The organism is Streptomyces sp. PH10-H1, assembly GCF_030063355.1.
In the GTDB taxonomy this organism is placed as follows: Bacteria; Actinomycetota; Actinomycetes; order Streptomycetales; family Streptomycetaceae; genus Actinacidiphila.
Genome location: NZ_JASISZ010000065.1, coordinates 19,612 through 31,587, shown reverse-complemented (window position 1 = coordinate 31,587; position 11,976 = coordinate 19,612). Strand labels below are relative to the sequence as shown.

9 protein-coding genes and 2 pseudogenes are annotated in these 11,976 nt (G+C 69.5%); 2 read left to right on the top strand and 9 right to left on the bottom strand.

The window, feature by feature from the left end:
- Positions 1–266: 266 nt before the first annotated feature.
- Positions 267–599, top strand: a pseudogene (locus QMK24_RS41995) (transposase); the annotation flags it as partial.
- Here QMK24_RS41995 and QMK24_RS30780 read toward each other — a convergent pair.
- A pseudogene (locus QMK24_RS30780) lies at positions 586–881 on the bottom strand (substrate-binding domain-containing protein); the annotation flags it as partial. The pseudogenes QMK24_RS41995 and QMK24_RS30780 sit on opposite strands and share 14 nt — an antisense overlap.
- A gap of 60 nt (positions 882–941) precedes the next feature.
- Between QMK24_RS30780 and QMK24_RS30775 the strand changes: the two are divergent.
- On the top strand, positions 942–1,619 hold the full coding sequence (locus QMK24_RS30775; protein WP_283470110.1) for an alpha/beta fold hydrolase: 678 nt from the start codon (positions 942–944) through the stop codon (positions 1,617–1,619).
- A gap of 43 nt (positions 1,620–1,662) precedes the next feature.
- Here the strand turns inward: QMK24_RS30775 and QMK24_RS30770 are convergent, their stop codons facing one another.
- The 8 genes from QMK24_RS30770 to QMK24_RS30735 all read right to left on the bottom strand — a co-directional run bounded on the left by QMK24_RS30770 (position 1,663) and on the right by QMK24_RS30735 (position 11,975).
- Positions 1,663–2,700 (bottom strand): carbohydrate kinase family protein, encoded by a 1,038-nt coding sequence (locus QMK24_RS30770; protein ID WP_283470109.1) that lies wholly within the window; start codon positions 2,698–2,700, stop codon positions 1,663–1,665.
- A 96-nt stretch (positions 2,701–2,796) separates the two neighbouring features.
- Positions 2,797–3,786 (bottom strand): zinc-dependent alcohol dehydrogenase family protein, encoded by a 990-nt coding sequence (locus QMK24_RS30765; RefSeq protein WP_283470108.1) that lies wholly within the window; start codon positions 3,784–3,786, stop codon positions 2,797–2,799.
- Entirely contained in the window at positions 3,783–4,661 is an 879-nt protein-coding gene (locus tag QMK24_RS30760; protein ID WP_283470107.1) for a carbohydrate ABC transporter permease, read from the bottom strand. The genes QMK24_RS30765 and QMK24_RS30760 overlap by 4 nt, the downstream gene beginning before the upstream one ends.
- Positions 4,658–5,626, bottom strand: coding sequence for a carbohydrate ABC transporter permease (locus QMK24_RS30755; protein ID WP_283470106.1), 969 nt, complete (start codon positions 5,624–5,626; stop codon positions 4,658–4,660). The genes QMK24_RS30760 and QMK24_RS30755 overlap by 4 nt, the downstream gene beginning before the upstream one ends.
- 119 nt (positions 5,627–5,745) lie before the next feature.
- On the bottom strand, positions 5,746–7,110 hold the full coding sequence (locus QMK24_RS30750; RefSeq protein WP_502962678.1) for an ABC transporter substrate-binding protein: 1,365 nt from the start codon (positions 7,108–7,110) through the stop codon (positions 5,746–5,748).
- A 119-nt stretch (positions 7,111–7,229) separates the two neighbouring features.
- A complete protein-coding gene (locus QMK24_RS30745; protein WP_283470105.1) occupies positions 7,230–7,991 on the bottom strand; it encodes a DeoR/GlpR family DNA-binding transcription regulator in 762 nt (253 codons plus the stop codon).
- Positions 7,992–8,364: 373 nt separating this feature from the next.
- Positions 8,365–9,849, bottom strand: a complete 1,485-nt coding sequence (locus tag QMK24_RS30740; protein WP_283470104.1) for a rhamnulokinase — start codon at positions 9,847–9,849, stop codon at positions 8,365–8,367.
- 80 nt (positions 9,850–9,929) lie between these two features.
- Complete coding sequence (locus QMK24_RS30735) at positions 9,930–11,975, bottom strand: bifunctional aldolase/short-chain dehydrogenase (RefSeq protein WP_283470103.1); 2,046 nt, start codon at positions 11,973–11,975, stop codon at positions 9,930–9,932.
- Between the last annotated feature and the right edge of the window lies 1 nt (position 11,976).

The window sequence follows — 11,976 nt, the reverse complement described above, 5'->3', positions numbered from 1 at the left end:
GTTCCCGGCACTTCCCCGGACACCGAGGCGGTGCCGGCCGTCCGTGCGGGGCGACATGCCGGCACCCCCCGCCTGGCCGGAATCGCTCCCACGCGGTTAGCCCATTCGCAGTTCTACAGAGGCCCAGGGCGTTGGCAGGGACCCATCGCCATCAGCGTCGGTGCAGGACATCGGGCGGCTCAGCTGGTCATCGTTTTGGTGGTGGTTCCGCGAATCGGGCCGGCCGCAACCGCGGGCGGCCCGAGCCCGGCCCGGAAGCGCGTCCCGGGGTATCGAAGTCGACCGCGCACCGCCGCTTCCTGCTGTGGCCCAGGGCCGGCGTGTGGGGCCGCCCGCACGAGACGATCCTGCGTCGCCTCGACGACGCGGGCCTGCTCGATGACAAGGCCGACGACATCCCTCACCTGCAGAAATGGTTATGCGGCAAGCACATCGGCGTCCGCGTCGACCGTCAACGCATCAAGTCCGGCGAATGATTGGGCCGTCGTAGATGGGTGATCGAGCGGACGATGTCCTGGCTGACCGGCTACCGCCGACTCAACCACCGGCACGAGCGTCATCCCCGCAACTACCTGGCTCTTCTCGGACCGTGTCCTTGATGTTGGCCTTGGTCACCGACACCGCGGGGACGGTGGTGCCGGAGCCGCTGGTGCGGTGATGTCCGCGACGGACTTGATGTCCTCACCGTTGAGCAGCTTGACCGCGATCTCGGCGGTCGCGTCGGCCTCGGGCCTGAAGGCCTTGTAGACGGTGCTGCTCTGCTGGTCCGCCAGGATCCGCTGGACACCGGCGAGCTCGGCGTCCTGACCGGTCAGCGGGACGTTGATGCCCGCGCCCTTGAGGGCGGTGGCGATACCGCCGGCCATGCCGTCATTGGCGGCCAGCCCTGGTGGGGCGAGGTTCCCCACCGCCACCCGCAGGAAGGTTGGCCCGGTGCAGCGATGACTGCGATCCCGGAGTCTCCACGACCATCCACTCCTGCCTCGGCAGGAGGTACAAACCGCTGCCCGAACGGACGAGGCCGCACCACCGCGCCGTACGCGGTCGCCCGCGAAGTCGAGGACCTGCACGCCCTCATCGCACAGACCGGCGGCCAGGCATACCTCTACGGCATCTCCTCCGGTGCTGCCCTCGCGCTGGCGGCCGCGGCAGCGAGCCCCGGCATCACCAAGTTGGCGCTCTATGAACCACCGTTCATGGCCGAGTCCGAAGACGGCACCGGAATCAAGAAGTACACCGAACAGCTCCACGAGTTGCTCGACGCCGGGCGCAGGGGCGATGCCGTGGCGCTGTTCATGACGCACGTCGGTATCCCCGCGCAGGCCGTGGCTCACATCCGGACACAGCCGGGCTGGGCCGCATTGGAGGCGATCGCTCCGACACTCGAGTACGACGACGAGGTACTCGGCGACGGCAGCGTGCCGCGCGACCTGGCATCGATGATCGCCGTACCGGCGCTGGTCCTCGCCGGTGGCGCCGGCCCATGGGGCCTTCAGCAGGCAGCCAGGGCCACCGCGGACGCGCTCCCCACGGCCGGCCACCGGACGCTCAACGTCCAGACGCAGGACGTGGCCCCTGAAGCTCTCGCCCCGGTGCTGGCCGAGTTCTTCGGCGCCTGACCGACGCGACCGGAGAAGCGCGCCGGGCACGGACGAAGTCACGTCACGGCGCCGGGCGCGGCCGGGGGCCCCACCGTTCCTTCATGTCGGCCCGGGTCGGCGGGTCGGCGCCCTCTCCGGTGCAGGTGAGGGCTGCGGCGCGGGTGGCCAGGCGCAGGGCGCGGAGCACGTCCTGGTGCAGGTGGGTGCTGGAGGCCGCGGAGTGGAGTCTCGTCCGCGGTGGGGATTCGCCGGGTTCCCCGGCGATTCTTCCCGCGCCGAGCAAACCGGCCCGGAGCAGGCCGCTGATCAGTCCCGACATGAAGGCGTCGCCGGCTCCGACGGTGTCGATGACCTCGATCGACGGTGCCGGCATGGCGTGTCGGCCCTGTCGCCACCAGACCTCTGAGCCATCGGCGCCGAAGGTGAGGACCACCAGCGAGGGTCCGCTTCGCGACCAGCGGAGGGCCACCTCATGGATGTCCTGCCCGGGGTAGAGCCAGGCCATGTCCTCCTGACTGGCCTTCACCACATCGCTGACCGAGACAAGGTGCTCGACGCGGGGACGCTCGTCGCCGGGCTTTCCGAGCAGTACGGGCCTGAGGTTCGGGTCGTAGGAGACGGTGGCTGCGTCACGTGCGGACTCGATGGCGGCGAGCACCTGATCGGCACCGGGAGCGAGCGCCGTGGCGATCGATCCGGTGTGGAGGTGGCCTGTCGCACCGGTACGGGCGGACTCGATGGCCCTGGCAGGCAGCTGCCAGGTGATGTCGAAGGTGTAGTCGGCCGCCCCGACGGCATCGAGACGCGCGGTGGCGGTCGATGTCGGGACGTCGGAAACGGACCCTTCCGTCAGCACCACGCCGCTTCGGCCCAGATGGGTCTGCAACACCTGGCCGAAGGGGTCGCGGCCCATCCGGGTGGCCAGTCGGACCGGGTGGCCGAGCCGGGCCAGGCCCAGCGCCACGTTCGCGGGGCTTCCGCCCGGACAGCAGCGCCGGGATCCGTCGGGACCGGTGATGATGTCGGTGAGTGCCTCACCGATGACGAGCGTCGGCATTTCAGCTGTCGGCGACAGGGGTATCGGCGGGGGCGGCGGCATGAGCAACTCCGTGGGAGAGGGATCGTCCGGCGGCGGCGGGCTCGCCGGGCGCTGGAGGACGGGGTTTTCCCGGACCGGTCGGGACGGTGTTCCGGGTCAGGGAGTGACCAGGATCTTTCGGCCTTTGCCGTCCTGGAACTGCTGGAGGGCGGCTGCGTAGTCGGTCAGCGGCAGCCGGTCGCTGATGAAGACCTGCGGGTCGAGCACCCCTGCGGCGAACAGCTGGGCCGCGCGTTCGTAACTGTGGAGGACCGCCATGGAGCCGGTGATGGTGATTTCCTGGTTGTAGATCCTGTACGGCTCGATCGTGGCGCGCGCCGCGTAGTCCGCCACACCGAACTGGAGGTACGTGCCCCCCTTGCCGACGCGGCCGATGGCTTCCTGGATGGCCTTGGCGTTTCCGGTGGCGTCGATGACGACGTCCCAGCCGCGCGGTCGGGCGATCTCGTCGGCGGAGGTGACAGCATGCGTGCAGCCCAGAGTTCGGGCGGTTTCGAGGCGGTCGGGGTTGATGTCGATGATGTCGACGGTGGCGGCGCCGGTGCGCTTGGCGAGTTCCATCATCATCAGGCCCATGGTGCCGGATCCGTAGATGAGAACGTTGGTGGCCAGTTGGCTTCGGAGGACGTCGTATCCGCGGACAGCGCAGGAGAGGGGTTCGATCAGGGCGGCGTCCTGGGTGTGGATGTGGTCGGGCAATTTCGCGCAGTTGGCCGCCGGGGCGAGGGCATATTCGGCGGCTCCGCCGGGGTTGGTGACACCGATCGCGGCCCAGCGTTCGCAGAGGTTGTTCCGTCCGATGCGGCAGTAATGGCATTCGTGGCAGTACAGGGACGGGTCGACGGCAACCCGGTCGCCGAGGGTGAACTCGTGGACCTGACTGCCGACAGCGACGATCTCGCCGGCGAACTCATGCCCGGGGACGATCGGCAGGGTGGGTGCGAACTCGCCCTGCAGGATGTGCAGATCGGTGCCGCACAGGCCGACGGCGGCGACGTGGACCACCACGTCCCGGGGGCCGGGCGTCGGATCGTCGACGGTCTCGATCGCGACGACGCCGGGGGCGCTGATGACGGCTGCTTTCACTTGACTGCTCCAAGGGACAGGCCCTGGACGAGTTTGTCCTGGGCGGCGAACCCGGCGATGAGTACGGGCAGGGAGACGCAGACGGCGGCGGCGCACACTTTGGCGAGGAACAGGCCCTGGCTGGTGACGAATCCGGTGAGGAAGACCGGTGCCGTGCCGGCCACGACACCGGTCAGGACCCGGGCGAACAGCAGCTCGTTCCAGCTGAAGATGAAGGAGATCAGTGCGGTGGCCGCGATACCGGGTGCGGCGACCGGGGCCACGATCCGCGTGAGCGTGGTCAGCAGACCCGCCCCGTCGATGGAGGCCGCTTCCAGGATCTCTTTGGGGACTTCAGCGAGGAAGGAGCGCATCATCCATACCGCGATCGGCAGATTCATCGAGGTGTAGAGGATGACCATCAGCCAGATGTTGTCGAGCAGACCGGCGTGTTGGGCGATGAGATAGACGGGCAGTAGCCCGGCAACCGCGGGAAGCATTTTGGTGGACAGGAAGAAGAACATCACGTCGGTCCATTTGAGGACCGGCTTGATGGACAGTGCGTACGCGGCGGGGATGGCCAGGACCAGCACCAGGACGGTGGAGGCGATGCTCGCCGTCAGCGAGTTGATCAATGGCGGCCAGGGGCTGACTCCGGTGCTCTCGCCGAAGAACTCGCGGAAGCCCTGAAGGGTCAGGCCCGCGCCGACGTTGGGCGGGTTCGTCGCGGCAGCCGGCTCGCTGTGCAGAGAGGTGAGCAGCATCCAGCCGAACGGCAGGAAGAACAGCAGACCACAGACCCAGGCCAGCAGGCCCCAGATGCTGCCGCGGTGCCGCAGCGGGCCGGTACGACGGCGGAGTCGACGGGCCGGAGCGGTGGTCGTCGTGCTCGTCATGACGTCTCCTCTCGGAACAGGGATGAGACGGTGCGCAGTGCGAAGGTGGCGATGAGGATGGAGCAGGCGACGACGATGACGCCCTGCGCGGAGGCCAGGCCGTAGTCGTGGGCCTGGTAGAAGGTCTGGTAGACGGAGTAGGGCAGGTTGGCGGTGCCCAGGCCGCCGGAGGTGAGGGTGAAGACGGCGTCGAAGTTCTGGACGACGTAGATGCTGCCGAGCAGCGAGGCCAGTTCCAGGTAGCGGCGCAGGTGGGGGAAGGTCAGGTAACGGAAGACCTGCCACGTGCCGGCTCCGTCGACGCGTGCGGCTTCCACGATGTCCAGCGGTCGGCTCTGCAGTCCGGCGAGCAGGATCAGCATCATGAACGGTGTCCACTGCCAGACCAGTGAGGCCTCGACCGCTATCAGGGGGTTGGTGGAGAGCCAGTCGGTCTGGGGTGCGTCGGAGCTGCCGAACAGGCTCCAGATCCAGGTCAGAGTGCCGTTGATCAGCCCGTAGGAGGCGTTGTACAGGGCGTGCTTCCACAGCAGGGCGGACGCCACCGGCACGACGAGGAAGGGGGTGATGAGCATCGTGCGGACGATGCCGCGACCGCGGAACTGCCGGTCGAGCAGCAGGGCCAGGCCCAGGCCGAACAACAGGCTCACCAGTACGACCGCGGCTGTCAGGATGACAGTGGTGGTGATGGACGAGCGCAGCGCCGGATCGGTCAGTGCGGTCTTGTAGTTGGCCAGGCCGCCGAAGCCCCGGTCACCGGGGTCCAGGGCGTTCCAGCGCATGAACGAGATGCCCAGGGTTCCCAGGAACGGCAGCTGGGTGACCACGATCAGGAAGACCAGTGCGGGGAGCAGTGGTGCCCGGCGGGCCCAGGCGCCACGGGGCCGGTTGTTGGCGGGAGGGGACGATTCCCGCAGGCCCTGGCGCAGGAGTCGCGGGCGTTTTGCGGTCAGGGGGACGGTCATGGTGTCTCTCCGCTTCGCGCGGGTGGCCTCCCGGCCCGCGCGGGGCGGGCCGGGAGTGGGTCGGGAGTGTGCCGGTGAGGGTGGGCCGGGAGCGTGCCGGCGGGTGCGGAACCCCGTCGTCACTGGCCCGCGTGTTTGGCGGCGACCGCCTCGGCGCGGGACTGACTGGTCTTCAGGGCGCTCTCGACGCTGGTCCGGCCGGCGATGGCGGAGCTGATCTCCTGGGAGACCTGAGTGCCGAGATCGGTGAATTCGGGGATGCCGACGAACTGGATGCCGGGGGCGGGTCGTTCCTGCACACCGGGATTCAGGGGGTCGGCGTTGGTCAGTGCGGTCTTGGTGGCCGCGGCGAACGCCGATGCGGCGGTGAGGTACTGGGCGTTGGAGTACGTCGAAGTGCGCTTGCCGGCCGGGACCTTGGACCAGCCCAGCTTGCCGCCGACGAGGTTCTCGTAGTTCTTGCCCGACGCCCAGGAGATGAACTTCCAGGCGTCGTCCTGGTGTTTGCTGGCCTTCTGCAGACCCCAGGCCCAGGTGTAGAGCCATCCCGAACTCTTGGTCCGGTCGACCGGCGCGGGCACGTACCCCATCTTCCCGGCGACCGGTGAACCCGTTCCGTCCAGCAGGCCGGCGGCCGAGGTGGCGTCGTACCACATGGCGACCTTGCCCTGCTCCATGTTGTTCAGGCACTCGGTGAATCCGGCCTGCGGGGCGCCTGCCTCACCGTGCGCGCGCACCAGGTCGACATAGAACTTCGTCGCCTTGATGAATTCCGGGCTGTTGACCTGGGCCTTCCAGTCCTTGTCGAAGCAGGTGCCGCCCATGGTGTTCACGACCGTGGTCAAAGGCGCGATCAGCTCACCCCATCCGGGCTGCCCGCGCAGGCAGATGCCCTTCATACCGGGCTGCGCCCCGTCGGCCTGCGCCGCCAGGTCCGCGACCTGGGTCCAGGTCGGGTTGGCGGGCATGGTCAGGTTCTTGGCCGCGAAGACGTCCTTGCGGTACATCAGGAACGACGACTCGCCGTAGAACGGCTCTGCGTATATCTGTCCGCCCGAGGTCAGGGACTCACTGATGCTCGGCAGGATGTCGCTCTGGTCGAACGCGGTGTCGGCCTTGGATTGGGCGGTCAGCGGCGACAGCCAGCCGTTCTTGGCGTAGATCGGCGTCTCGTAGTTGCTGATGGTCGCCACGTCGTACTGTCCGGCCTGGCTGGCGAAGTCCTGGCTGATCTTGTCCCGGACGTCGTTCTCCGGCAGCACGGTGAAATTGACCTTGATGCCCGTGGACTTCGTGAAGTTGCCCGCGGTCAGCTTCTGCAGATCCACCATCTGCGGGTTGTTGACCATCAGCACGTTGATGAAGTGCGCCTGGGAACCGCCGCCCCCGCCACCGGCGCCCGAACACGCCGCCAGCAGGCTGGTGCAGAGGACGATGGCTCCCATCGCAACGGTGCGAGGCGCGTTCTTCGGTCTTGTCGTCACGCTGGATCCCTTCGTTGGTGATCCGGTCGGGTGGGACCGGGTGTCAGTTGATTTCGCCCACGCCACAGGTGCCCGTCACCCAGGAGCAGCCGGATACAGGGGGTTGGAGAGCGGTCGGGTCAGACGCGGATGACCTGAGGGCCCAGGAGGGTGTAGCGGTGCGCTTCCGCGCTGGACAGTCCGGTGTCGGTGACGATGGCCTCGAAGTCGGCGACCTCCGCGAACCGGCAGAAGCTGTTCGCTCCGAACTTGCCGTGGTGCCCCAGGAAGATCCGTCTGCGGGAGACCTCGATCGCCTTGGCCTTGACGTCCGCCACGACCGGGTCCGGCGTTGTGAGCCCGAACTCCCGGGAGATCCCGTTCGATCCCATGAACGCCAGATCGATGACGAAGCCCGAGAGCATGGCGCAGGCCCAGGAGCCCACGGTTGCCAGCGTCCGGGCGCGGACTCGGCCGCCCAGGAGGAGGACGGTGGTGTTGTCCGATTCGGCGACCGCCGCGGCCGTCGACAGCGATGCCGTCACCACCGTCAGGGGCCGGTCGGTCGGCAGCACCGCGGCGAGGATCTGAGGCGTGTAGCCCTCGTCCACAAAGATCGTTTCCGCACCGTCGAGGAGCTGGACCCCCTCTGCGGCGATACGGCGCTTGCTCTCGACGTGCAGCGTGACGCGCTGGGCCAGATTGGTCTCGAAGCCCGCGCTCTCGACGGGGTAGGCGCCGCCGTGGGTGCGACGGACCAGCCCCCTGCGCTCCAGTGCGCTCAGGTCCCGCCGGATGGTCTCCGGAGCGACCCTGAAGTCGGCGGCCGCGACAGCGACCTCGACCCGGCCCGCCTGGCGCGCCAGAGCGAGCAACCGGCGGTGCCTCTCTTCCGACTGCATCGCCCGCACCCGCCCTTCTGCGCCCGTTCGGGCATCCTGGGCCCGAATGGGCCCGTCCATGAGTTATACCGTCGCGCCAAGGCCGTGCACCGCCCCGTTCCGGGCAAGAGGTTGCCCGATTGTGCCCGGGTTGGAAAGGAAAAAAGTGCAGGCCAGGGACATCCACCGGATCACCCGACGCAACCGCCATGCCCGGCTGCCGCCGATCAGCTGCCGAATCCGGTGGATCCGGACACCGGACCCCGGAGAACGGTGCGCCGGCCGGGACCCGGGGTGGGTGGGTGACACGCCGGATGTCTGCAGTGATGCCTTCGGCGATGTGGGGTGGCTCAAGTCGGCGCGGTACAGCCGTCGCGCAGCGCCTCACCCGGGCTTACGTACGAACCGTGTCCTTCGCGCGGCCCGGCCGGGCGGCCGCCTCGTTCCATCGGGTGCGGTCGCCGGACGGCTCGTAGCGGCGCAGCGGCTGGGTGGCGCGCAGCAGGGAGCGGATGTCGGCGAGGCCGCCCCCGATCACCCCTGCGGCCCGCGCCTGCACCAGGATGTTGCCCAGTGCCGCCGCCTCGGCGGGACCTGCCACGACGGGCAGCCCGCAGGCGTCCGCCGTCAGTTGGCAGAGCAGTTCGTTGCGCGCGCCGCCACCGACGATGTGGACGACGTCGACGTGCCGTCCCGACAGGCGCTGGGCGTCCTCGATCGCCGCGCGGTGTGCCAGCGCGAGGGAGTCCAGGATGCAGCGCACCGTCTCCGCGGGATCGCGCGGTTCGGGCTGTCCGGTCCGGCGGCAGGATGCGGCGATGCGGTCCGGCATGCCGAGCGGGGCGAGGAATCCCGGGTCGGCGGCGTCCACGACCGAACGCAGCGGCGGGGCCTGTGCGGCTCGAGCCAGCAGGTGGTCGAGGTCGTGCGGAAGCCCCGCGGCCTGCCAGGAGCGGAGACATTCCTGCAGCAGCCACAGGCCCATGATGTTGCGCAGATAGCGGACAGTGCCGTCCACGCCCAGCTCATTGGTGAAGTTCGCCGCGCGCGAGTCCTCGGTCAGGACGGGAGCGTCCAGTTCCACTCCGGCCAGCGACCAGGTGCCGCAGGAGATGTACGCGAAACGGTCGGTGTCCGCCGGCACCCCGGCGACCGCCGAGGCGGTGTCGTGCGATCCGACCGCGACCACCGGCACGGGGCGCTGCAGCCCGGTCGCCTCCAGGACCTCGGGCAGCAGCTCACCCGCCGGGTCGCCGGGCCGGCGCAGCGGCGGGAAGAGCGACAGGTCGATGCCGAGCCGCCCGGCCAGTGCGTGCGCCCAGTCGCCGGTGCGGGGGTCCAGGAGCTGGGTGGTGGAGGCGTTCGTCAGCTCGGTGCCGGCCGTCCCGGTGAGCCAGTACGAGATGAGGTCCGGCATCATCAACAGCTGCGCGGCGGCTTCCAGTTGCGGAGTCCCCCGGGCGGCGGCCAGCTGGTAGAGGGTGTTGAACGGTGCATGCTGCACACCGGTGGCCGCGTACAGCTCGGCCTGCGGCACCGTCCGCCAGATCCGCTCCGGAACGCCCTCCGTCCGGCCGTCGCGGTAGTGGACGGGGTTGCCGAGCAGCGAACCGTCCGCCGCCAGCAACCCGTAGTCCACGGCCCAGGTGTCGATACCGACGGACGTCACCGGACCGGCCGCGCGCAGACCCTCCAGGACCCCGCGGTACAGCGCCAGCACGTCCCAGTGCAGGGTGCCGCCGACGCGTACCGGGATGTTGGGGAAGCGGTGGACCTCGTCCAGGGCGACCGACCGTGCGGTCACCCGGCCGACGATGACCCGCCCGCTGGAAGCGCCGAGGTCGACGGCGGCGAGGGCACGGGGGTCGCGCAGTGACATGAAGGGCCTCACAGAAAGTCTTGGGAACGGAGACTCGCCGGCCGCCGGAGGGGATCCGCCCGACAGCCGGCCGGGACCCGTTACCGCAGGAACGCCGCTGCCACGCCGGCGTCGACGGGGATGTGCAGGCCCGTCGTATGGCTGAGGTCACCAGCGGTCAGAGCGAAGACGGCGTTGGCCACGTGCTCGGGCAGGACCTCGCGCTTGAGGAGGGTGCGCTGGGCGTAGAACTCGCCGAGGCTCTCCTCGCTCACCCCGTACACCGCTGCGCGTTGGGCGCCCCAACCGCCCGCGAAGATCCCCGAGCCCTGGACCACCCCGTCGGGGTTGACGCCGTTGACCCGGATGCCGTACTCCCCCAGCTCGGCGGCGAGCAGCCGCACCTGGTGGGCCTGGTCGGCCTTGGTGGCGCCGTAGGCGATGTTGTTGGGGCCGGCGAAGACCCCGTTCTTGCTGGAGATGTAGACGATGTCACCGCCCAGGCTCTGCTGGATCATGACGCGCGCGGCCTCCCGTGAGACGAGGAAGGATCCGCGCGCCATGATCGCGTGCTGCAGGTCCCAGTCCGCGGCGGTGGTCTCCAACAGCGGCTTGGAGATGGAGATGCCCGCGTTGTTGACCACCAGATCCACTCCGCCGAAGGCGAGGACCGCCGCGTCGAACGCCGCCAGGACCTGCTCCTCGGAGGTGACGTCGACCGTCACCGCGACCGCGCGGTCCACCCCGCCGAGCTCTTCGACGACAGCGGCGGCGCTCGTCGCGTTGACGTCGGCCACGACCACGCAGGCACCTTCGGCGGCGAGCCGGTGGGCGATCGCCCTGCCGATGCCCGAGCCGGCACCGGTCACCAGCGCGATCCTGGTCGCCAGCGGCTGCGCCCGGGGCATACGGCGCAGCTTGGCTTCCTCCAATTCCCAGTACTCGATACGGAACTTCTCGGATTCCTCGATCGGCAGATACGACGAGACCGCCTCGGCACCGCGCATCACGTTGATCGCATTGAGGTAGAACTCCCCCGCGACCCGTGCGGTCTGTTTGTCCTTGCCGTAGGAGAACATCCCGACGCTCGGGACCAGGACGATCGCCGGGTCGGCGCCGCGCATCGGAGGCGAGTCGGGCGTGGCGTGCCGCGCGTAGTAGGCGGCGTACTGCTCACGGTACTCGGTGTGCAGCTGCCGCAGCCGCGCGACCGCTTCGTCGAGCGGCGCGTCGCCGGACAGGTCAAGGACCAGCGGGCGGACCTTGGTGCGCAGGAAGTGGTCGGGGCAGGAGGTGCCGAGCGCGGCCAGGCGCGGGTGCTCGGCCCGGGCGAGGAAGTCCAGCACCGCCTCGGAGTCGCAGAAATGGCCGATCTGGGGTCGGTCGGCGGAGGCGATGGACCGCAGGACGGGGGCGAGCGCGGCCGCCCTGGCCCTGCGCTCCGCCGAGGGCAGCGGCTCGAAGCCGGGCAGGACGGGCCCGAACGGCTCGCTGCCGCCGCGCCGGTCGAGGAACGCGGTGGCAGTACGGATGATGTCGAGGGAGTTCTGCTCGCACTCCTGCGAGCTCGCGCCCCATGCGGTGATGCCATGACCGCCGAGGACGCAGCCGATGGCCTGCGGATTCCCCTCCTTGACGGCGGCGATGTCCAGGCCCAGTTGGAATCCCGGGCGGCGCCACGGCACCCAGGCCACCCGGTCGCCGAAGCACTCCTTGGTCAGCGCCTCGCCGTCGGCGGAGCAGGCGAGCGCGATGCCGGAGTCCGGGTGCAGATGATCGACATGTACGGCCCCGACCAGAGCGTGCATCGCGGTGTCGATGGAGGGCGCCGCACCGCCCTTGCCGTGCAGGCAGTAGTCGAAGGCGGCCACCATCTCGTCCTCGCGGTCGACGCCCGGATAGACGTCCACAAGGGCGCGCAGCCGGTCGAGCCGCAGCGCGGCGAGCCCGGACGCCGACAGGGTGCCCAGGTCGCCCCCGGAACCCTTGACCCACATCAGCTCCGCGTCCTGCCCGGTCACGGGATCGGTGGCGGTGCCCTTGGCGGAAGTGTTGCCGCCGGCGTAGTTGGTGTTTCGGGGATCGGCGCCCAGTCGGTGGCTGCGCGCCAGCAGCTCCGCCGCCTGCGGGTGCAGTTCTGCGGTCATC

Coding starts and splice junctions, on each gene's coding strand:
- QMK24_RS30775 (WP_283470110.1), top strand. CDS start 942: ATGACTGCGATCCCGGAGTCTCCACGACCATCCACTCCTGCCTCGGCA.
- QMK24_RS30770 (WP_283470109.1), bottom strand. CDS start 2,700: ATGCCGCCGCCCCCGCCGATACCCCTGTCGCCGACAGCTGAAATGCCG.
- QMK24_RS30760 (WP_283470107.1), bottom strand. CDS start 4,661: ATGACGAGCACGACGACCACCGCTCCGGCCCGTCGACTCCGCCGTCGT.
- QMK24_RS30755 (WP_283470106.1), bottom strand. CDS start 5,626: ATGACCGTCCCCCTGACCGCAAAACGCCCGCGACTCCTGCGCCAGGGC.
- QMK24_RS30745 (WP_283470105.1), bottom strand. CDS start 7,991: ATGCAGTCGGAAGAGAGGCACCGCCGGTTGCTCGCTCTGGCGCGCCAG.
- QMK24_RS30740 (WP_283470104.1), bottom strand. CDS start 9,849: ATGTCACTGCGCGACCCCCGTGCCCTCGCCGCCGTCGACCTCGGCGCT.
- QMK24_RS30735 (WP_283470103.1), bottom strand. CDS start 11,975: ATGACCGCAGAACTGCACCCGCAGGCGGCGGAGCTGCTGGCGCGCAGC.